General features: G+C 74.0%; 16 protein-coding genes and 2 pseudogenes. 11 read left to right on the forward strand and 7 right to left on the reverse strand.

The features are described from left to right. Window positions 1-137 precede the first annotated feature (137 nt). Window positions 138-1,169, forward strand: a complete 1,032-nt coding sequence (locus tag D9753_RS03045; RefSeq protein ID WP_121785597.1) for an SDR family oxidoreductase — start codon at window positions 138-140, stop codon at window positions 1,167-1,169. A 57-nt stretch (window positions 1,170-1,226) separates the two neighbouring features. Then, window positions 1,227-1,490, forward strand: coding sequence for a hypothetical protein (locus D9753_RS03050; protein WP_121785598.1), 264 nt, complete (start codon window positions 1,227-1,229; stop codon window positions 1,488-1,490). Between the two features lie 93 nt (window positions 1,491-1,583). Here the strand turns inward: D9753_RS03050 and D9753_RS03055 are convergent, their stop codons facing one another. Together D9753_RS03055 and D9753_RS03060 are read right to left on the reverse strand one after the other, a co-directional pair. Further along, on the reverse strand, window positions 1,584-2,873 hold the full coding sequence (locus D9753_RS03055; RefSeq protein WP_121785599.1) for an ROK family transcriptional regulator: 1,290 nt from the start codon (window positions 2,871-2,873) through the stop codon (window positions 1,584-1,586). Window positions 2,874-3,299: 426 nt separating this feature from the next. Then, window positions 3,300-4,250 (reverse strand): annotated as a pseudogene (locus D9753_RS03060) (reductase); the annotation flags it as partial. Window positions 4,251-4,355: 105 nt separating this feature from the next. Between D9753_RS03060 and D9753_RS03065 the strand changes: the two are divergent. The 4 genes and pseudogenes from D9753_RS03065 to D9753_RS03080 all read left to right on the forward strand — a co-directional run bounded on the left by D9753_RS03065 (window position 4,356) and on the right by D9753_RS03080 (window position 9,405). Further along, window positions 4,356-4,851 (forward strand): annotated as a pseudogene (locus D9753_RS03065) (FBP domain-containing protein). A gap of 536 nt (window positions 4,852-5,387) precedes the next feature. Continuing rightward, window positions 5,388-6,641, forward strand: coding sequence for an FUSC family protein (locus D9753_RS03070; protein WP_205614041.1), 1,254 nt, complete (start codon window positions 5,388-5,390; stop codon window positions 6,639-6,641). Window positions 6,642-6,684: 43 nt separating this feature from the next. Continuing rightward, entirely contained in the window at window positions 6,685-7,800 is a 1,116-nt protein-coding gene (locus D9753_RS03075; RefSeq protein ID WP_121785600.1) for a hypothetical protein, read from the forward strand. A 468-nt stretch (window positions 7,801-8,268) separates the two neighbouring features. Continuing rightward, window positions 8,269-9,405: a lactonase family protein gene (locus D9753_RS03080; RefSeq protein WP_121790871.1), complete on the forward strand. Its 1,137-nt coding sequence runs from the start codon at window positions 8,269-8,271 to the stop codon at window positions 9,403-9,405. On the opposite strand, the gene D9753_RS03085 is transcribed toward D9753_RS03080, so the two are convergent. Together D9753_RS03085 and D9753_RS03090 are read right to left on the reverse strand one after the other, a co-directional pair. Next, window positions 9,373-10,098 (reverse strand): DUF2470 domain-containing protein, encoded by a 726-nt coding sequence (locus tag D9753_RS03085; protein ID WP_121785601.1) that lies wholly within the window; start codon window positions 10,096-10,098, stop codon window positions 9,373-9,375. The two genes, D9753_RS03080 and D9753_RS03085, sit on opposite strands and share 33 nt — an antisense overlap. A gap of 100 nt (window positions 10,099-10,198) precedes the next feature. Next, window positions 10,199-10,807: a TetR/AcrR family transcriptional regulator gene (locus D9753_RS03090; protein WP_121785602.1), complete on the reverse strand. Its 609-nt coding sequence runs from the start codon at window positions 10,805-10,807 to the stop codon at window positions 10,199-10,201. Window positions 10,808-10,927: 120 nt separating this feature from the next. On the opposite strand from D9753_RS03090, the gene D9753_RS03095 reads away from it, so the two are divergent. Further along, window positions 10,928-12,613 carry a cytochrome P450 gene (locus D9753_RS03095; RefSeq protein WP_121785603.1) on the forward strand — a complete coding sequence of 562 codons (1,686 nt, stop codon included), beginning with the start codon at window positions 10,928-10,930 and terminating at the stop codon, window positions 12,611-12,613. Here the strand turns inward: D9753_RS03095 and D9753_RS03100 are convergent. The 3 genes from D9753_RS03100 to D9753_RS03110 form a co-directional block, all read right to left on the reverse strand. Further along, on the reverse strand, window positions 12,575-13,429 hold the full coding sequence (locus tag D9753_RS03100) for a pentapeptide repeat-containing protein (protein ID WP_121785604.1): 855 nt from the start codon (window positions 13,427-13,429) through the stop codon (window positions 12,575-12,577). The two genes, D9753_RS03095 and D9753_RS03100, sit on opposite strands and share 39 nt — an antisense overlap. Before the next feature lie 126 nt (window positions 13,430-13,555). Next, the gene (locus tag D9753_RS03105) at window positions 13,556-15,550 is read right to left on the reverse strand and encodes a glycosyltransferase family 2 protein (RefSeq protein WP_121785605.1); all 1,995 of its coding nucleotides are present in this window, start codon (window positions 15,548-15,550) and stop codon (window positions 13,556-13,558) included. A 185-nt stretch (window positions 15,551-15,735) separates the two neighbouring features. After that, window positions 15,736-17,037, reverse strand: coding sequence for an alpha/beta fold hydrolase (locus D9753_RS03110; RefSeq protein WP_121785606.1), 1,302 nt, complete (start codon window positions 17,035-17,037; stop codon window positions 15,736-15,738). A 184-nt stretch (window positions 17,038-17,221) separates the two neighbouring features. Here D9753_RS03110 and D9753_RS03115 point away from each other — a divergent pair, with 184 nt between their 5' ends. The 4 genes from D9753_RS03115 (at window position 17,222) to D9753_RS03130 (ending at window position 21,353) form a co-directional block, all read left to right on the forward strand. Next, the gene (locus D9753_RS03115) at window positions 17,222-17,977 is read left to right on the forward strand and encodes a (Fe-S)-binding protein (RefSeq protein WP_121785607.1); all 756 of its coding nucleotides are present in this window, start codon (window positions 17,222-17,224) and stop codon (window positions 17,975-17,977) included. Beyond that, entirely contained in the window at window positions 17,974-19,452 is a 1,479-nt protein-coding gene (locus D9753_RS03120) for a lactate utilization protein B (protein WP_121785608.1), read from the forward strand. The genes D9753_RS03115 and D9753_RS03120 overlap by 4 nt, the downstream gene beginning before the upstream one ends. Next, window positions 19,449-20,090, forward strand: a complete 642-nt coding sequence (locus D9753_RS03125; RefSeq protein WP_121785609.1) for a LutC/YkgG family protein — start codon at window positions 19,449-19,451, stop codon at window positions 20,088-20,090. The genes D9753_RS03120 and D9753_RS03125 overlap by 4 nt, the downstream gene beginning before the upstream one ends. Window positions 20,091-20,198: 108 nt before the next feature. Next, window positions 20,199-21,353: an ABC transporter ATP-binding protein gene (locus D9753_RS03130; RefSeq protein WP_121785610.1), complete on the forward strand. Its 1,155-nt coding sequence runs from the start codon at window positions 20,199-20,201 to the stop codon at window positions 21,351-21,353. Window positions 21,354-21,356: the final 3 nt, after the last annotated feature.

Genomic DNA, 21,356 nt, shown 5'->3' on the forward strand with positions numbered 1-21,356 from the left:
GCTCGGTGATCCGATGGTTCCGCGAGGAGGGCCGCGCGGTCGATTACCCGTCACGTCATGCCGACGTGTGCGGGCACGGTGCCCGGGTACCCGGCCGCTCGTCCCAGCCTCCGCCGTGACGACGAGAGGGGCCGAAGGTGAGCAGTTCAGTGGGCAGCAGGGTCGTCGTGACCGGCGCCACCGGCAATGTCGGGACGAGCGTCGTGCGTCTGCTCTCGGAGGATCCCGCCGTCAAGTCGGTGCGGGGACTGGCCCGGCGGACACCCGAGTGGTCGCCGGCGAAGACCGAGTGGTCGGCCGTCGACCTGGCCTCGGACCGGGCGAACCTCGCGGAGCGCTTCGAGGGCGCCGACGCCGTGATCCATCTGGCCTGGGCGTTCCAGCCGACCCACGACCCGGCCACCACCTGGCGGACCAACGTGCTCGGCAGCATCCGGGTGTTCGAGGCGGTCGCCGCGGCCCGGGTGCCGGTGCTGGTGCACGCCTCCTCCGTCGGGGCGTACTCGCCGGGACCGAAGCACCGCGCCGTGGACGAGACCTGGCCGACGCACGGCTGGCCGGACGCCGCCTACTGCCGGGAGAAGGCCTACCTGGAGCGCACCCTGGACGTGTTCGAGCGCGACCACCCCGAGGTGCGGGTGGTCCGCATGCGCCCCGCGTTCCTGTTCAAGTGGCAGTCGGCGAGCGAGCAGCGGCGGATCTTCGGCGGGCGGTTCCTGCCCGGTCCGCTGGCCCGGCCGGAGCTGCTGCCGTTCCTGCCGGACGTCCCCGGCCTGCGGGTGCAGGCGCTGCACACGGACGACGCCGCCGAGGCCTACCGGCTCGCGGTGCACACGGACACCGCACGCGGCCCCTTCAACCTGGCCGCCGATCCCCCGCTCGACGCGGGCGTGCTCGCCGAGCTGCTCGGCTCGCGGCCGGTGCGGCTGCCGCGTACGGCGGTCCGGTCCGCGATCGCCGCCGCGTGGGGGCTGCACCTGCTGCCCGCCTCACCGCACCTGTTCGACGCCGTGCTGCGGCTGCCGATGATGGACAGCGGCCGGGCCCGCACCGAGCTGGGCTGGCAGCCGCGCCACACGGCGACCGAGGTCCTCCAGGAGTTCCTGGACGGCTTCCAGAAGGGCGGCGGCATGGAGACCGAGCCGTTGCGGGGACGCAAGGTCGGCTGAGCACATCACCCTGACCCACAGTTCGAGTTGTCGAGTCGAAGAGGAGTGGAGAACGCCATGGCGGTGCAGGAACCCGGTGGCACGTCCGGAGCCGAGGAGCGGCCGATACCCAGGGACATGCCCGATCAGCAGGCAGGTCCCGACGAGGACCCGTTGGACGTCGTACCGGGGCACGCGCCCGGCGAGGCGCCGGACGGGAACGCCGTGCCGGACGAGGGCTCCGTGCCGGACACCGACGAGGCCGGCAGCGGCCCCCGGGGCGCCCCGCGGCAGGGCACGGTGCATCCGGAGCATCCCGGGGCGCAGGAACCGTCGGACTGAGCTCTGCGCCCCGAGGTCCGTACGGTCCTCCGTGCGGACCTCCGTGCGGCCTGCGCTTGGCCTTCGTACGGAGACCTCTGCGCGGGCGCCGGATCAGCGCGGGGCGCGTTCCTGGAGTGCGGTGCGCCAGGCCGGCAGCCGAGCCTCACCGGCCGGTTCGGGGCGCCGGCCGCCGCTGGCGAAGAAACCGGCCAGCGGCAGGATCGCGGCGCCGACGGTCACCGCGTCGGGCCCCAGCCGGCCGAGGTCGATGGTCACCTTGTCGGCCGGGTGCCGCAGGGCGTACGTCGCCGCGTGCCGGCGTACGGCGGGCAGGAAACGGGTGCCGAGCTGGAGTCCGGCCCAGCCGCCGATGAGGATGCGCTCGGGCTGGAAGAGATTGATCAGGTCGGAGAGGCCGGCACCGAGGTACTCGGCGGTCTCCTCCAGGACGGCCAGCGCGACCGGGTCGGCCGGGTCGCCCTCGGCCGGGTAGGCGGCGGCGAGCATCGCGGTGAGCGCGGTCTCCTCGTCGGTGTCCACCGGCGGCCGGCCCCCCTCCTCGCGCCAGCGGGCGAGCAGCGACTCCGCGCCCGCGTACGCCTCCAGGCAGCCGGGTGCGCCGCAGCGGCACCGGCGCCCGCGCACCCGTACCGTCAGATGACCCCACTCCAGGGCCCGCCCGTGCTCCGCCTCGGGGGTGACCAGGCAGGCGCCGACACCGGAACCGAACAGCACGACCACGGCGTTGCGGGCCCCGCGACCGGCACCGAACCACATCTCTGCCTGACCGAGGGTCTTGGCGCCGTTGTCGATGAAGTACGGCACTTCCTCGGGGAGCGGGGAGGCCGAGCGGAGCAGCCGCTCCAGCGGGACCGCGTCCCAGCCGATGGTCTGCCCGTGGACCACGGCGCCCCGGTCCGGGGTGTGCTCGACGATGCCGGGGACGCCTACGCCGACGCCGAGCAGCCGGTCGGGGTCGGCCTGCCGGGCGGTGAGGACCTCGGCGACACCGTCGCGGATATGACCGGCGATGACGTCGACGTCGTAGCCCTGTGGGGTCAAGGGCCTTTCGGTGCGCGCGAGTTCGGTGAGGGCAAGGTCGAACAGCTCCACCCGGACGCGGGTCTCGCCGACGTCGACGCCGATCATCTGGCCGCTGGACGGTGCGACGCGCAGCAGGGTGCGGGGCCGGCCGCCGTCGGAGTCGACGCTGCCGGCCTCCTCGACCAGGCCGTCGGCGACCAGGTCCGCGACCACGTTGCTGACCGAGCCGGAACTCAGCCCGGTGGCGGGACCCAGTTCGAAGCGGCTGAGCGGGCCGTCGAAGTACAGCCGTTGCAGCACCGCCGTGCGGTTGCCGCGCCGGAGATCGCGTACCGTGCGTCCGTTCCGCCCCGTCATGTGGTTCCTTCCCATCCCCTGCCCGACCTGCAACATACCTCCCGGGCAGGACCGGACGCGACTTCACGCCAACCCTTATTTCAAACTGTGAGTGAAGCGGGCGCGGGGGGCTGACCGCCCGGAGGAGTGAGCGGCCCGTGGGTGGTCCGGACCAGCGGGGTCGTGAGTCGCGCGGGCTCGCACGGGCTCGGCGGAATCACGGCTCAGCGGCGTCGCGGTCGCGGCGAGGCGGCAGGAACGGCCGGAGCGGGGGTTCGGCGGGTGCACGGGCTCGACGAATTCGGCGGAAACAGCCGGACCGGGGGGAGGCCGGGGCGGGGGGCGCGCTCGACTCGCTGGTTGAGTCCGCCGGGGGCGCCGCTCCGGACGGTTCGGCGGCGCCTCCTCCCCCACGGCTCAGCCAACCGCTTGCGCGTCCACCACGGCTCAGCCGGCCGCGTACACGTCCTCCACGTAACGCCCGTCCGCCATCAGGGTGTCGAGCCACCGCCCGGCCGCCGTCGCGTCGGCGTCGGGGGTGCGTTCCCGGTACAGGGTCCGGAAGGCCTCGCGGACGCCGGGTGCCATCCGGGAGCCGCCGCCGCAGACGTACACCCGGGCACCCGCGCTCAGCAGTGCCCAGACCTCGTCGGCTTCGGCGGCGACGCGGTGCTGGACGAAGGCCGCGCCGTTCTCGGGTGCGGCGCTGAAGGCGGGGCGCAGCGAGACGGCGCCGGCGGCCTCGGCGGCCCGCAGCTCACCGGCGTGCAGGAAGTCGGCGTCGGGGGCGTCGCAGCCGAAGTAGAGCAGGGCCGGGGGCAGTCCGGTGCCGGCGCGGTGCGCTGCCAGGCGGTCGGCGACGGCGCCGCGGAACGGGGCGAGTCCGGTGCCCGCGGCGATCAGCACGGCCGGCGCCGAGCCGTCGACGCGGAACGCCTCGCGGCAGGGCTGGACGCGGGCGTACAGGGTGTCGCCGGGCCGCAGGGAGGCGAGATGGTGGGAGCAGATGCCCCGGTAGCGGCCCCTGCCGGTACGGGTCTCCCCGTCCGGGCGTGGGCGGGAGCGGCCGCGGGCGGGAGCGTCCAGCACGGAGACCATGAGGTCCGCGTGGCGCGGGTCGGTCGCGGGGGCGGAGGAGATGGAGTAGGTGCGGGGGCGCAGCGGGGTCAGCAGGTCGAGCAGGAGCGGCCAGTCGACGGCGCCGCCCAGGGCGGGGTGGTCCTCGGCCAGTTGCACCAGGGTCCGCGGGTCGTCGCCGGGCAGAGCGGCGAGGACGGCCCGCTCGGGCGGGCAGGGGTTCGCTCCGGCGAGCAGGGCCCGCTGGGCGGCCGTCGGCCGCGTCTGCAACTCCACGTGGTGCGTGAGCAGTCGCCGTACGGTCAGTGGCCGGGAACGGGGGCGGCAGCGGAAATCCATTGGCCCGTGGCCCCCCGGGACTGCCTACGCTGGCGATGAACCTAGACCCCTTAGGTTCAGGGCACACCGAACCCGGAGGACTCCCCCATGGAACCCGTCACCGAGCAGGACATCCGCGACTCGTTCATCAACTGCTCCAAGGGCGAGGCCAAACGGCTGGCGGTGCCGCGTGATCTCGGTGAACGCCCTTGGGAAGACCTCGACTTCCTCGGCTGGCGCGATCCCGGGGCCCCCGACCGCAGCTTTCTGGTGACCGGGCGGGACGGCCGGCTCGTCGGCGTCACCCTGCGCTACCCCGCCTCGCAGCGCGGCCTCCCTGCACCGCAGCATGTGCTCGCTCTGCCTGACCACGCATCCCGGCGGCGGGGTGTCCCTGATGACCGCGCGCAAGGCGGGGGCGGCGGGCCGCGAGGGCAACTCGGTCGGGCTGTACATGTGCACGGACCTGGCGTGTCCGCTGTACGTGCGCGGCAAGAAGGTCCCGGATTCCGGCGCCCGGTTCGAGGAGAGCCTCACCCTGGAGGAACAGATCGCCCGCATGACGGGCAACCTGTCGGCGTTCCTCGACAAGCTCTACGCCTGACCGGCGCCCGGCCCGCTCCGGGCACGAGCCGCGGTCGAGGGCCGGACCCACGCTCACAGGGTGCGGGGTGCGGGACCGGGGTGCCGGCGTTGCGGGCGCGCATCCGCTCCACGAGCCGCAGGCGGCCGGAGGTGTCCCCGCACAGGTGGTCCGGCCGGACTCCTGCGCGAAGGTCCGCCGCGGGTCGCCCGTGCCGTGCACCACGTAGCCGTCCGGGCGCCGCCGGCCGACCGGCGCGCCTCCAGGGCTCAGGTGCCGAAGCCCTTCCTCCTCGCCCAGGTGACGCAACCCCGGCCAGGGCGGTGAGCAGGGTGTGGAGTGAACCCGTCCGGTGCCGTGTCACGGCTCGGGGCTGCTCGGCCCGCCCCGCGCGCGGCCAGGGGGCCAGCCGCCGTCGTGGAGGTCGGGCGGGCCCCCGGCGGGAGCGTCCCGCACGGACGGCGCGAGCCCATGAGCACACCCGAGACTTCGCGGACAGGAACGGTCGATGAAACGATCATGTTCGATGCGCCCGTTGAACGGGAACAGGCCAAGGGATGCTCGACGTACGGAAGTGGATCACAGGACTGCTGCGACTGGTGCGACGTCACCGGGAGCCGGTGGTCGTCCAGACGCTGCGGTCGGCGACGGCCGCGACGATCGCCTACGTCATCGCGCTCCGGCTGAGTCCCGAGCCGGCCCCGCTCACCGCGCCGCTGACCGCCCTGCTGGTCGTCCAGGTGACCTTCTACGCCACCCTCACCAACGGCATCCGCCGGGTGAACGCGGTGGTCGCGGGCGTGCTGGTGGCCATCGCCTTCAGCGTGCTGGTCGGCCTGACCTGGTGGAGCCTGGCGCTGCTGATCGTGGCCGCGCTGGGCGTGGGGCACCTGGTGCGCGTCGACGAGTACGTGGCCGAGGTGGCGATCAGCGCCATGCTGGTGCTGGGGGTCACCACGGTCGGCTTCACCGCGTGGGCGCGGATCGTGGAGACGCTGATCGGCGCGGTCGTCGGCACGGCCTGCAACCTGCTGTTGCCGCCCCCCGTCTGGGTGGACGAGGCCGGCCGGTCGATCGAGGACCTGGCGCGGCGGGTGCGGCAGCTCATGCTGCGGATGGGTGAGGAGGCCGCGAGCCGGACACCCTGGCAGCAGGCGGCCGAGCGGCTGCACGAGGCCCGCCGGCTCGACCACGACATCGTGCAGGTCGACGCGGCGCTGCGGCAGGCGGAGGACAGTCTGCGGCTCAATCCGCGCGTCAAAGAGGGGCTGCTGCACCGGGTGGTGCTGCGTACCGGTCTCGACACGCTGGAGATCTGCACGGTCGTGCTGCGGGTGCTGGCCCGTTCGTTCACGGACCTGGCCAAGGCCCGCGCGTCCGAGGAGCTGTTCCCGCCGCGGGTGGGGGCCACCGTGGAGCAACTGCTGTCGGAGATCGCCGATGCGGTGGTCAGCTTCGCCGTGCTCGTGACCACCCATCTCAGCGAGAACGCCGAGTCGGCGGAGGCCCGGCTGACGGCCGAGCTGCACACCGCGGCCGGCACCCGCGACCGGCTGGCCGAGCTGCTCCAGGAGGAGGTCCGCAAGGACTGGGAGCACTGGCAGCTCCTGGGAGCCGTACTGACCGAGACCACCCGGATCATCGACGAGCTGGACACCGAGCACCGCACCCGCCGGCTGCTGGAGGAGCTGGACCGGGTCTCCCGGGAGCAGCGGACCAGGCTGCCCCGGATGTCCCGGCTGCGCGAGCGGCTCGGGGTCCAGGAGAAGCTGTGGCGGAACCGTGCGGGGTTCGACGAACGTTCTGGGTGAGAGGGCGCCGGGTGGGCCGGCGCGAGAGGCGAGGGGCGGGCGCATGACCGGTTCAGGGGTCAGGATCGACGGGAACACCGTGCGGCTGCCGGGCGGGGTGGCGGTGCGGTTCGTGCGCACGCTGCGACTGCCGGAGACGGGCACGCATCCGCTGCCGCCGGGACTGGGCGAGTTCCCCGTCCGTCGGGTGGCCGACTACGCCGACCGGGTGCCTGAGGAGTGGCGAGCACGCGGGGGCGTGATGCTGCCGGTGTATCTGCGCGAGGCGATGTGGCTCAGTTTCGCCGGTACGACGGAGCCGGCCGCCCTCCAGGTCGGTGCGGGCAAGGTGTGCGCGGTGTCCGGGAAGCGGTGGAGCGACCGGCTGGCCCGGCGTCCGCAGAACTACGTGGTGCTGCCCCGCCAGCCCTGGCTGGACGGCATCAACTCCGGCAAGGGCACCGTCCGTCAGTTCGTGGCCGTGCCCCTCGGGCTGGGTGCGACCGTCGAGGGCCAGGTCACCGGCGAGGAGGTGTGGGGCGGGATCCAGCTCCAGTCGTTCCCGCTCCGGGAGGACGTCCTCGCGCAGTGGCGCCGGGAGCAGGAGCGGCTGGAGCAGGAGCGGGAGCGGACGCTCGGCGCGGCCGGCGGGTTCGGCGGCTTCGGTGTGACCGGTGGGTACGGCGCGGCCCCGCCGCCCATGGTGGGGGGAGCGCCCGGGGCGGCGGGGCCGATGATGGCGCCCGCTCCGGGCGGTGCCGTACCGCCGGCCTCGGGCGGTGCCGCCCCGAGGCGCGCCGCGGCCATGGGGCTGGGCGTCGGCGGTTCGATGCGGCAGGAGGTCTACCAGGACGACCGGCCGCTCACGGACTGGTCCGAGGAGCCGGCCGGTCGGGTGTTCGTGCACCTGGTGACGCCCCCGGAGTGGCGCCGGATCACCGGTGAGGCGCCGCCGCCGTCGCCGGTGGACCGCGCGGCGTACACCCGGGCGGGCCTGCCCTGGTACGACTACTACGACGAGCACGCCGAGGATCTCGACCCGACGGACACCCTGGAGTCGGTCAAGCCGGTCGGAGACTGGCTCGGCACCGACCTGGACCCCTGGCAACCCCCGTCCCCCGGCCAGATCACCCCCCTGAAGGACCCCCAGGGCAAGACCGTGGAGGACGGCGAGTGGTGAGCGCCGCGAGCGTCGCGCCGTAGCTGACGCGGACGGGACCGGAGCGGGCCCGGCGGTGCCGGCTGCCGGTGCCGCGGCAGGGGGCGCGCGTTGCGAGTCCCCGCCGGCGCCTTGGAGCGCCCGTCGCGGAGGAGCGGCCAGGTCCGGCCCCCCGCCCGGGAGCAGCGGTCCGCCACGGACGACTTCCCAGACCACGTCACCGTCGCCTGACGGACCGGGCGCCCGCCGCAATGAGATCAACGAGGGCAGCCCCCGCACACCCGCTCACGATGCACTGTGCGCAACACCCGTTGCCGGTCTTGCCCTTGAGGGTGGGCGCGGGTCAAGGTGGCTGTCACGAGCGGGGCAACCGACGACCTGAGGTGCGGCATGGACACGGAGGCACGGCCGGCACGACGGGGATCCCCCCTGGCCCGGGAGAGCCGGGAGCACGGTGGCGGCTGGAGCAGACGCCGGTTCGTCGGGGCCGTGGCGGGCACGGCGGCAGTCGTGGCGGTCCCCTCCCCGGCGGCCCCGCCGGCGGACGGCCGCGCCGCCGCGCCCGAGCGGGCCGCCGCCACGGCGCCCCGCGAACCGTCCGGGCCCCGCCCGCTGTACGTGGGCACGTACACCTCCGCCGAGGGCGGCGGCCCCGGCATCGCGCTCGCCTCGTACGACCCGGAGTCGGGCCGTATCTCCGGCTCGGGCACGCTCACCGGGGTCCCCGACCCGTCGTACCTCGCCGTGCACCCGGACGGCCGCACGCTGTACGCCGTGGACGAGCGGCAGGACGGCGGGGTCACGGCCGTGCGCCTCCGGGACCGGAGGGTGCTCGGCACACAGAGCACGGGCGGCGCTGGCCCCTGCCACCTGTCGGTGCATCCCACCGGCCGCTGGCTGCTCAGCGCCAACTACGGTTCCGGGAGTGTGGCCGTGCACCCGGTCGACGCCACGGGCGCCCTGGGCGGGCGTACCGCCCTGGTCACGCACTCCTCCCCGCGGCCCGGCCCCGGCCAGACGGGCCCGCACGCCCACCAGTTCCTCACGAGCCCGGACGGCGAGCACGTCCTCGCCGTCGACCTGGGCACCGACACCGTCTACACCTACCGCCTCGACCGGGCGAGGGGCACGCTCACGGAGGTGGCGCGGGCGCACACCCGGCCCGGCGCGGGACCGCGCCACCTGACCTTCCACCCCGGCGGCCGGTACGCCTACCTGGCCAACGAGGTGGACGACACGGTCGCCGTCTGTGCCTACGACCCGGGGACGGGCCGGCTGAGCGTCGGCGAGCCGCAGCCGACGGGCGCCGAGGGCGACACCAATTACCCGGCGCAGATCCTGGTGACGGCTGACGGCCGGTACGCCTTCCTCGCGAACCGGGGCCACAACAGCCTCGCCCGGTACGCCGTCGAGGACGACGGGGCCCGGCTGCGGCTGCTCGGCACGGTGCCGGTGGGCGGCGACTTCCCACGGCAGATCGCGTTCTCCCCGGACGGCCGGCTGCTGTTCGCGGCGAACCAGCGCTCCGGCACGGTCACCGTCCTCCACGTCGACGCGGACGGCGGGCTGCGCTCCGCCGGCGCGCCGTTCGCCTCACCCGTCGCCGTCTGCGCGCTGCCGCTGTAGGGCGCGAGGGCAGGCGGCTGCACTCGCCCGCGCGAGCAGCACGTGCATGCGTTCGGCGAGCTGGGCGACATCGTCGGCGGGCGCGTGGAAGGGCAGCCGTACGTCACCGTGGGCGCGGCTGCGCTCGATGCGCAGGGTCAGTCCGTACCGGTCGACGGCGAGGGGCGCCACCCGGGTCGCGGCGTGCAGGCTCTCGGGCCGCACCAGGCGGGTGAGGCGCTCGACGGCGTCCGGGTGGGTGTCGGCGAGGTGGATGAGCAGCCGGGGTTCGGCCTCGGTGAGGGGGTCGGGCCGGGCGGCGGCGAACTCGTCCGGGCCGACGACCACGGGCCCGGAGGCCTGCCGGAGCACCACCCGGGTGGACCGGAAGAGCCGGGTGCCCGCGCAAGGGGCGAACCGACCGGAGAGACAGAGCCGGGCGCGGATGCGGTCGCGCACCGGGACGGGGGCCACGTCGGCGAACTCCAGCAGGGCGAAGGGCTCCTGGCGGGGGGCGCACGGGGCCGCCGCGAACAGGGCGCTGTCGTCGGGTACCGCCAGCCGCACCGCGCTGTCGTCGGTCACGGTGTGCGCGCCGACGTGCTCCTCGCGGACACCGTTCGCGGTCACGGCGCACGACCACGCGGCAACGGGCACGGAACGAGCCCGTTCCGCGGTGCCCGGTACGGCCGTCCAGTCCTGCGTGTCACCCATCCGCGAATCTCATCTTAGGTAAGCCTCCTCATCGGAGATCGAGACGCACGCCAACCACGCCGCACCCGCGGCTGCACCCGCACCCGCTCCGCGACAGGGGTTACGCGAGGACCCCCAGCAGGGCGCGGGCGCACAGGTCGCGCACCTGCTCCCGGGTCGGCTCCCCCTCGCCGCGCAGCCATTCGAGACAGACGGCGGTGGTGAAGGCGAGCCAGCCGCGCACGGCCAGACGCACCTGCGGCCCCGCCTCGAACACGGGCCCGAACTCGGGGTCGGCGGCGAGCGCGGCCAGGATCTGTCTCTCCTGCGCGGCCAGCGCCTGCCGGTAGACGCGGCGTACGGCCTGGTCGCCGGCCGCGTCGGCACGGTGGAACGCGCGGAAGCCGTGGGCGTGGGCCTCCACATAACCGAGGTAGGTGTCGAGGCCGGCGGCGAGCTGCTCGCGCACCGGCACGCCGGACACGGCCGCCGTCATCCGCAGCATGCGCCCGCTCTCCCGCTCCACGACCGCGGCGAAGAAGTCCCGCTTGTTCGGGAAATAGTGATACAGCAGCCCGCGGGAGACCCCGGCGATCTCGGCGACCCGCTCGATCCGCACCTCGTCGTAGGGGCTCTCCGAGAACAGCCTCGCGCCGACCGACAGAAGCTGCTCACGGCGCTCCTCGGTGCGGAGTCTGCGCCGGACGCGTTCCCCCGGGTTCGCGGGCATGGCGTCACTCTACTTGACGCCGGTTCAACAAGGGGACCAGACTGGAACCACTATTGAACCCACGTACAACACGCGCGCGGCACAGCTTCAACCATCCGCTGGATCAAGGGAGATCGCGTCATGGCGGAGACGACGGGAACCGGGCTGCCGAAAGGTTTCCGGGGCGCCGAGCAGGGTTGGCCCGAGCTGCACCGCATACCGCACCCACCGCGCCGGCTGCCGCTGCTCGGCGACGTGCTCGGCGCCGACCGACGCCGGCCGCTCCAGGACTCGATGCGCTTCGCGCGCGAGCTGGGTCCTGTCTTCCGGCGGCGGGCCTTCGGCAAGGAGTTCGTGTTCGTGTGGGGGGCGCGGTACGTCGCCGACCTCGCCGACGAGACCCGGTTCGCCAAGCATGTCGGCCTCGGGGTCGCCAATCTGCGGCCGGTGGCCGGTGACGGCCTGTTCACCGCCTACAACCACGAGCCCAACTGGCAGCTCGCGCACGACGTCCTCGCGCCCGGCTTCGGCCGGGAGGCCATGGAGGGCTACCACGGCATGATGCTGGCCGTCGCCGAGCGGCTCACCGACCACTGGGACCGGCAGCTCGCGGCCGGTCGCACGGTGGACGCGCCCGGCGACATGACCCGGCTGACCCTGGAGACGATCGCGCGGACCGGCTTCGGGCACGACTTCGGCTCCTTCGAGCGGGACCGGCCGCACCCCTTCGTCACGGCGATGGTCGGCACGCTCAGCCATGCTCAGCGGCTGAACAGTGTGCCCGGACCGCTGGCCCCGCTGCTGCTGCGCGCCGCCATCCGGCGCAACGCGGCCGACATGGCCTACCTCGACCGCACGGTCGACGCCCTGGTCGCCGCCCGCCGCCGGACCGGGGGCGGCGAGGGGGACCTGCTGGACCGCATGCTCGCGACCGCGCACCCGGTGACCGGGGAGAGGCTGTCCGCCGAGAACGTCCGCCGACAGGTGATCACCTTCCTGGTCGCGGGCCACGAGACCACCTCGGGCGCGCTCTCCTTCGCCCTGTACTACCTCGCCCGGCACCCGGAGGTCGCCGCCCGGGCCCGCGCCGAGGTGGACCGCGTCTGGGGCGACACCGCCCGGCCCCGCTACGACGAGGTGGCCAAGCTGCGCCACGTCCGCCGGGTGCTGGACGAGTCGCTGCGGCTGTGGCCGACCGCGCCGGCCTTCGCCCGGGAGGCCCGCCAGGACACGGTCCTCGCCGGCGAGCACCCCATGCGCCGGGGCGCGTGGGCGCTGGTGCTGACGCCGATGCTGCACCGGGAGCCGGAGGTGTGGGGCGAGGACGCCGAACGGTTCGACCCCGACCGCTTCGAGGCCGCCGCCGTACGGGCCCGGCCGCCGCACACCTTCAAGCCGTTCGGCACCGGGGCGCGTGCCTGCATCGGGCGCCAGTTCGCCCTGCACGAGGCGACCCTGGTCCTCGGCCTGCTGCTGCGCCGCTACGACCTGCGCATCGACCCCGCCTACCGGCTGTCCGTCGCCGAGCGCCTGACGCTGATGCCGGAGGGGCTGCGGCTGCGGCTGGAACGGCGGCGCCCGGCGGCCGGGCCCGCCGGAGCCGCGCCCGGAGCCGCGCGCGACGAGGCCCGGGCGTCAGAGGCCCGGCCCGCGCCGGGCAGCGCCCCGACGCCCGGGCGCGGGGCCGCGGAGGGTTCAGCACCGCCGCCCGGGGACTCCCCCGGAACGGACGCCCGCTGCCCGGCAGCCGGTACCCAGGTGCCGGTCACGGCTCCCGACGGCTCCGGATCAGGTGGCCGGTGTCCAGTGCGCCGGGCGGGTGACTGACGCCGGCAGACGGGTGCCGGCGCTGCCCCGGGCCGCGTTGACCTGCGGCTGGGTGAGGAAGAAGGCGCCGGTGAGGTCCGCGTCGGTCAGGTCGGCGTCACGCAGATCGGCACCGATCATGTCGGCGGCGCGCAGGTCGGCGCCGGTGAGGTCGGCGGCGATGAGGCAGGCGCCGCGCAGGCTCGCCCCGCGCAGGTCGGCGCCCCTGAGCCGGGCGCCGATGAGGTCCGCGCCCCGCCGGTCCCTGCCCTTGCCCTTGCCCCTGCCCTTGGTGCCGGTCCCGGCGCCGGCCCGTACCAGCTCGCTCGTGCGCAGCAGGAGGGCGTTGACCTCCTGCCGGTGGGCGGCCACGTCCAGCGCGGCCAGCTCCTCGGGGGTCTGCCGGGTGAGCCGCTCGGTCTTCTCCAGGGCCCGCCGCAGCCCGGGGTGGACGGGGGCCGCGGCGGGCAGGCCGAGTGCCTCCGTCAGGTACCACAGCAGTTCGTGCAGTTGCCGTACGACCGGGAACGCGTCGAACATCCGGCGGGCATGCTCCGGGGAGCCGCTCCGCCAGTCCTGCCCGCCGAAGGTGACCTGCGAGACCTTCTGCCCGGCACCGAAGCAGTCGTAGACCGTGCAGCCGGTGAACCCCCGCGGGCGCAGCTCGGCGTGGACACCGCAGCGGTGGTCCCCGCCGAGGTTCGGGCAGGCTTTGCCCGCCGGTTTGTCCAGCGCGAAGTCGGCGGAGCGGGCGAAGGGCAGGGCGACACAGCACAGCCCGAAACAGCGTGCGCAGTCTCCGCGCAGCTCCGGCAGACCGGCTATCTGATCAGACATGGCGACCAGCCTACTGACCTGCGGAGCCGTCCTGTCCGCCCCCGCCCCCGCTCTCGCTCAGCGCGGCGGCGAGCCGTCCGGCGCCGGGGGGCGCACAGCGAGAGCGAGCCGGAGGCGTGGGCCGGTCTACCGGAGGCGCCGGGCGAGTGCCTTGACGACGTCGACCCTCGCGACCCGGAGGGCGAAGCACGTCGGGGAGCCGGCCGGCCGGGCGTACCAGGGCAGGGCCCGGCGTCGCCACTTGGCGGGCGGCAGGTCCGCGGGGAGCGCCGGCAACGGAACCGCCCACGGGCCCAGCCGGAGTTCGCCCGTCCAGACGCCGGCCGGGAGCGCGCCGACAGGCACGGTGGCGTGGAAGGCCCCGGGTCCGGAGGTCCGCCGGACCGGGAATTCGGCGGTCGCGCCGCTGTCGTTCCTCAACGCCAGCACGAGGGCTTCCGGCGGGTGCCCGGTCAGCTCGCAGCGTCCGCCGAACCGCAGCGCGGGGGGCGTCCCGTCGCTCCACCGGATGTCGTCGTCGACGCGGAGAAGAGGCGGCACCCGGTGTTTGGTCTCGCCGAGGTCGAGCGTGAAGTTACCGTGGGGCCTGGTGGTGTAGAGGGTGACGGCGCGCAGCCCCTCCGGGGTGGCGAGCACCCGCGTGGTGGTCGCGCCGGAGACACCGTCGGCGCGCTTGCTGCCGATCCGGACCTCCTTGGTGAGCCCCTGGGCACCGACCGCCAGGGAGATGTCCCACAGCCCGTCGGCGAGCGGCGCGCCGTCGGCGGCGGTGGCGAGGTCGACGGTGGCCTCGAACCCGGCGAGGTCGTAGCCGTAGCGGCCCTCGTCGTCCCGGGCGCCGAGCCCGGGGGTGGCCGTGTGCGTGACGGGCAGCCGGTACTCGGTGCCGCTGTCGCGCTCGCGCAGGACCAGCGCGGTGGTGACGTCCCGGGTCTCCACGCGGTGGACGTAGCCGTGTCCGGCCAGGTGGAGCGTGTCGCCGTCCAGCTCGGCACGGGTGACGCGGTGGCGGATCCCGAGCTGAGGGGTGACGTCGTAGCAGAGGTCGGGGATCGCCCGGGCGGGGTCGCGCAGGAACGGGTAGCGGGCGAGGGCCCGGCCGCCGTCGACGAGGACGGGGGTGGCGGTCCGGGAACGGGCGAGCCCCTTCTCGAATGCCACGAGTTCCAGCAGTTCGTCGAGCATGCGGTGGCGTACGAGGTGCAACCGCAGCCGGGCCATCGCCGAGAGCCTTTCGTTCAGCCCCTCGTGCCACAGCGGCTCGATGGTCCCGGCGAGCTGGTCCAGCATCTTCTCCTGGGTCTCGCGGGGCTCGAAGACAAGCTGGTCGGCGACCATCTGCTGGACTTCCACGGTCAGATGCCGGTGTGCCAGGTGATCGCGGCCGGGGCCGGGCGGCACGTTGTCCAGGATCAGGTCGACCATGCGGGGCAGGAACTGGAGCCGGAGTCCGGAGCCCTTGAGCCGGCGGGTGATGTTGCCCTCGTCCTCGCGCAGCACCCAGTACAGGCAGTCGTAGTCGGCGACCACGGAGATTCCGGAGGCGTGCAGATAGGCGGCGCCGACGAACAGCTGGTCCTCGCCGATCGCCAGATCGGTGGGGAAACGCAGTCCGAGCCGCTCCAGCAGGTCGCGCCGGAACAGTTTCATCGGGTTCAGCGTCCAGTACACGCGGGAGGAGAAGACGTCCGTGTGCGGCTGGTTGCGCCGGAACATCGATGTGGGCGCCCCGCGTCCGCCGACGCCCACCATCTTGCCGAGCACGATGTCGGTGCCGTTCTCCTCGGCCATGGCCACCATGCGTTCGAGTGCCTCGGGGCCGAGATGGTCGTCGGCGTCAAGGAAGAACACGAACGTGCCGGTGGCGTGGTCGAGTCCGGTGTTCCGCGGCGCGGACGGACCACCCGAGTTCGCCTGGTGGATGACGCGCAGCAGGCCTGGGTGGAGGGCGTCCAGACGGTCCAGTTCCGCGGCGGTGCCGTCCGTCGAGCCGTCGTCGACGACGATGACCTCGAGCCGGTCACGGCCGATGCTCTGCTCGGCGACCGAGGTGACGCAACGCGTCAGATACGGCATCGCGTTGTACGCGGCGATGATGACCGAGACGGTGACGCCGGACATGGGAACGCGCTCCAAATTCACTACTCGGCAAAAGATTTCGGATTTCCGTGAACATACCATGGACCGAATTGGGCGCCAATTAGTTGCATTATGAATTAACTAATGGGAGACGGTCCGGAGGGATACCCCTACCCGATTCCGCGCGCGCGATTCACCCGGGGGCGCCCGGCGGACGGTGTTCCGCGTCACGCCTCGTCGCGGGCGAGCGCCAGCAGCCGGTCCAGGACGTGCGGGGCACCCGCGCGAAGACCGTCGTGCTCGTACTCGTTGGTGACCCAGGGGCGCAGGCCGCGGATCGCGGCGGCCGTCTCCAGCGAGTGCGCCGTGTCGACGTACATGTCGTCGTGGTAGACCGCTGCGGCGGCCGGGACCTCGTTGGCGGCGAGGCGGGCGGGGTCGTACAGCGGACCCCAGTCGGTGCGGGCGGCGAGCAGCTCGGCGGTCTCGCGCAGGGGGCGCAGCGCCGGGTCGGTGTCGAACATCCAGGGGTGGACCGTCTCCCCCGTGAAGAGGACGGGCGCGTCCCCGGCGAGCGCCTTGGCGGCGTCGAACTGCGGGAACTCCGCGCGCACGCGTTCGGCGGCCCAGGCGGTGGGTCGGGCGTCCTGGCCGTAGATCGACTCGTGCACGAGGGCGTACAGCGGGTGGCCGGCGTACGACAGCAGGACCCGCGCCTGCTCCTGGAAGGCGTCGGACAGTTCCAGGCCCGCCGTGGTGCGCACGAAGGCGTCCTCCAGGAGGTGGTGCAGCCGGTGGCTGCCGTCGCTCGCGCCGAGCATCAGGCCGAGGGACTGGAAGGCCTCCACGGTGAGGCGGTAACCACCCGGCAGGACCACGTCGTGGCCGAGGAGGTGGTCGGCGATCCGGCGGGCCCGCTCGACGTCCTGCGGGTAGCAGGCGTAGTGCGCGGCGACCTTGCGCTCGACGCGCGGGTAGGCGGCCCGGTAGACGTCGTCGGCGTGGGCGTGCAGGGAGGGCAGGCCGCCGGTGACGATCGCGGTGTCGATGCCCTCGGGGGCCAGCGAGAGGTACGTCACCGTGCAGAAACCGCCGAAGCTCTGGCCGAGCACGGTCCAGGGGGCGCCGCCGGTGACCTGGGTGCGGATGGCCTCGCAGTCGCGGACGATCGAGTCGGCGCGGAAGCGGGCGAGGTGATCGGCCTGCTCGGCGGGGCCGCCGCGCAGCGGCAGGGTCTGCCGGGTGGCGGGCGTGGAGCGGCCGGTGCCGCGCTGGTCGAGCAGGAGGACGCGGTACTCCTCCAGCGCCCGGCCGAGCCAGGCCTGACGTCCGACGAAACGATTCGCCCCGAAGCCGGGGCCGCCCTGGAGGTAGAGCATCCAGGGCAGCTCCTGCCCGGCCTTGTCACTCGCCACCACCTCGCGGGCGTACAGCTCGATGGTCTCGCCGTCCGGGTCGGCGTGGTCGAGGGGCACGGTGAAGTGACGGTCGGTGAGGACGACACCGGGCTGGCGGTAGCTGAGGCTCAACGAGTCTCCCGGGACGGATGGGACGGACGGGTCCCAGTTCAGCACATGACCGCGCCGGAGCCGACCCCCGGGATCATGGTCCGTCACTGGCCGAAGGCGCGGCTCGCCACCCGGTGAGCCGCGCCCGAGCCCTGGCCGGCGCACTACCCTGCATGCGTCCGACGACCGTCCCCGAGGAGCCGCGATGCGTGTGGCCCTGTTCCTGACCTGTGTCAACGACACGCTGTATCCGGACACCGGCCGGGCCGTGGTGAGGCTGCTGTCCAGGCTCGGTGTCGAGGTCGACTTCCCGAGCGGCCAGACGTGCTGCGGACAGGCGCACTACAACACCGGCTACCGGCACCAGGCCGAGCCGCTGGCCCGGCACTTCGCCGAGGTGTTCGGCGGGTACGAGGCGATCGTGACCCCGTCCGGGTCCTGCGGGGCGATGGTGCGGGAGCTGTATCCGCGGCTGGGCGAGCGGGCGTCGGCCGAGGGGCGCGGGGACACGCTGGCGCGGACGCTGTCGCCGGTGGTGCCGCGGACGTACGAGCTGACCGAGTTCCTGGTGGACGTGCTCGGGGTGACGGACGTCGGGGCGTACTACCCGCACAAGGTCACCTACCACCCCACCTGCCACGGCCTGCGCGGCCTCGGGCTCGGCGACCGGCCCAGGCGGCTGCTCGCGGCCGTGCGGGGGCTGGAGCTGGCCGAGCTGCCCGGTGCCGAGGAGTGCTGCGGCTTCGGCGGCACGTTCGCGCTGAAGAACGCCGAGGTGTCGGCGGCGATGGGCGCGGACAAGGTACGCAACGCCGAGTCGACGGGCGCGGAGGTGCTGTGCGCGGCCGACAACTCCTGCCTGATGCACATCGGCGGCATGATGAGCCGGCTGCGCACGGAGCTGCGGCCGGTGCACATCGCGGAGATCCTGGCGAGCACGGAGGAGGAACCGGCGGCATGAGCGGAACGTTCGTCGGCATGCCCGCGTTCCCGGAGGCCGCGCACCGGGCGGTGCGCGATCCCGTCCTGCGCGCGAACCTGCGGCACGCCACGCACACCATCCGGGCCAAACGCGCCACGGCGGTCGGTGAGTTGTCCGACTGGGTCGAGCTGCGGGAGGCGGGCCGACGGATCAAGGACCACACCCTGCGCCATCTCGACCGCTACCTGCTGCGGTTGGAGGAGTCGGTCACCGCCGCCGGGGGCACGGTCCACTGGGCCGCCGACGCGGCGGAGGCCAACCGGATCGTGACCCGACTGGTCAAGGAGACCGGCGAGTCGGAGGTCGTCAAGGTCAAGTCGATGGCCACGCAGGAGATCGGGCTCAACGAAGCCCTGGAGGCCGAGGGCATCCGTGCCTATGAGACCGATCTCGCCGAGCTGATCGTGCAGTTGGGCAGGGACCGTCCCTCGCACATCCTGGTGCCGGCCATCCACCGCAACCGGGGTGAGATCCGGGACGTCTTCGTCCGCGAGATGGGCGCGTGGGGCCGGCCGGCCCCGGCGGGCCTGACCGACACGCCCGCCGAACTCGCCGAGGCCGCCCGGCTGCACCTGCGGGAGAAGTTCCTGCGCGCGAAGGTCGGCGTCTCCGGCGCCAACTTCATGGTCGCCGAGACCGGCACCCTCGTCGTGGTGGAGTCCGAGGGCAACGGCCGGATGTGCCTGACCCTGCCGGAGACGCTGATCTCCGTCGTCGGCATCGAGAAGGTCGTGCCGACCTGGCGGGACCTGGAGGTCTTCCTCCAGACGCTCCCCCGCTCCTCCACCGCCGAGCGGATGAACCCGTACACCAGCATGTGGACCGGCACCACCGACGGGGACGGGCCGCGCACCTTCCACCTGGTGCTCCTCGACAACGGCCGCACCGACACCCTCGCCGACCGGGTCGGCCGTCAGGCGCTGGCCTGCATCCGCTGCTCGGCCTGTCTGAACGTCTGCCCGGTGTACGAGCGGGCGGGCGGGCACGCGTACGGCTCGGTCTACCCGGGACCCATCGGCGCCATCCTCAGCCCCCAACTGCGGGGCACGGCCGACGAGATCGACGCCTCGCTGCCCTTCGCGTCGAGTCTGTGCGGCGCCTGCTACGAGGTGTGCCCGGTCGCCATCGACATCCCCGAGGTGCTGGTGCACCTGCGGGAACGGGTCGTGGAGGGCGGTCCGGCGGTACGGCAGGGCAACAGGGTCGTCCTCAAACCCGCCCGGGGACACGCGGCCGAGCGGGCGGCCATGCGGGCCGCGCGCTGGGCCTTCGCCCGCCCCGGCACCCTGCGCACCGGCCAGCGGCTCGCCGCCCGCACCCGCCGGCTGCATCCCCGTACGCTGCCGGGCCCGGGGAGGGCGTGGAGCGGCACCCGGGACCTGCCGGCCGTACCGGCCGAGCCCTTCCGGGACTGGTGGCAGCGCACCCGCGGTGGAAAGGACGGCGCCGAGTGAACAGCAGGGAACGGATCCTGGGCCGGGTGCGGCGGGCCCTCGCCGACGTGACACCGGACGAGCGGCCGTACGAGGAGGCCGTCGGCCGCCGCTACCTGCGTGAACACGGGCGGCGGCCCGTCGAGCGGACGGTGGAGCTGCTCGCGGAGAACCTGGCGGACTACCGGGCGATCGTGCACCGCTGCGACGCCGGGGAGCTGCCGCACCTCGTGTCACGGCTGCTGGACGAGCGCGGCGCGCGGGAGGTGCTGGTGCCACCCGGGCTGCCACCGCAGTGGCTGCCGGCCGCCGGTCCCGAGCGGATCCACGAGCGGGCGGCGCACACCCCGCACCGGCTGGACCGGGTGGACAGCGTGGTGACGGGGTGCGCTCTGGCGATCGCCGAGACCGGCACGATCGTCCTCGACGGCTCCCCGGACCAGGGCCGGCGCCGCGCCTCACTCATCCCCGACCACCACATCTGTGTCGTCCGCGTCCCCGGCCAGGTCGTCTCCTCCGTCCCGCAGGCCCTCGAACGCCTGGACCCCACCCGCCCGTCGACCTGGATCTCCGGCCCGTCGGCCACCAGCGACATCGAACTGGACCGGGTGGAGGGCGTGCACGGACCGCGGACGCTGGAAGTGGTGCTGCTGAGCTGACCCGGCACGGCGCCGGCCGGCCCCGGTCCCCGGCCGTCGGCCGTCGGCCGTCGGCCGGTCGGAGCACGGTGGGGCGAGGTGTCCGGCGCCCTGCCGTAGCGTGAGGGAATGATCCGGTTCGAGCAGGTCACCAAGCGGTATCCGGACGGTACGACGGCCGTGGACGACCTCTCCTTCGAGGTGTCCGAGGGGGAACTCGTCACCCTGGTCGGCCCCTCCGGGTGCGGCAAGACGACGACCATGATGATGGTGAACCGGCTGATCGAGCCGACCTCCGGCCGGATCTTCGTGGACGGCGACGACATCGCGACCGTCGACCCGGTGCTGCTGCGCCGCCGCATCGGCTACGTCATCCAGCAGGTCGGCCTCTTCCCGCACCGCACGGTCCTGGACAACACGGCGACCGTGCCCGCGCTGCTCGGCTGGAAGCGGGCGAAGGCGCGGGCACGGGCGGCCGAACTGCTGGATCTGGTGGGCCTCGACCCGCGGACGTACGGGTCCCGCTACCCGGAGCAGCTCTCCGGCGGTCAGCGGCAGCGGGTGGGCGTGGCGCGGGCCCTGGCCGCGGATCCGCCGGTGCTGCTGATGGACGAGCCGTTCGGCGCGGTCGACCCGGTGGTGCGCGAGCAGTTGCAGGACGAGTTCCTGCGGATGCAGGCCGCCGCGCGCAGGACGGTGCTGCTGGTCACCCATGACATCGAGGAGGCCATCCGGCTCGGCGACCGGGTCGCCGTGTACGGGCAGGGCCGTATCGAGCAGTTCGACACCCCGGGCGCGGTGCTCGGCGCACCCGCGTCGCCGTACGTCGCCGGGTTCGTGGGCGCGGACCGCGGGCTGAAGCGGCTGTCGGTCACCGCCATCGAGCCGGAGGACCTGGAGCAGCCGCCCGTGGCCCGCCCGGACGAGCCCGCCGGCCGGGCGCTGGACCGGCTGCGCGCCGAGGGCGCGCGCTGGGCGGTGGTCCTGGACGCGGGCGGTGACCTGCACGGCTGGGTCGGCATCGGGGAGCTGGCGGCGGGCGGCACGGTCGCGGCCCTGGCCCACCGGATGACCGCCTGGGTGCCGGTCGGCGCGCCGCTGAAGCAGGCGTTCGGGGTGATGCTCCAGTACGACGCCGGGTGGGTGGCCGTGCTGGACGGGGCGCGGTTCCTCGGCGTGCTGACCCCGGCGCGGCTGCACGAGGCGCTGCGCCGCTCGGTGGACGCCGACGCCCGCGGGGTGACGCGCGGGCAGGTGCCGTTCGACTCGGTGGCGGATGCCTGAGCC

It is taken from the genome of Streptomyces dangxiongensis (assembly GCF_003675325.1).
GTDB classification, from domain to species: Bacteria; Actinomycetota; Actinomycetes; order Streptomycetales; family Streptomycetaceae; genus Streptomyces; species Streptomyces dangxiongensis.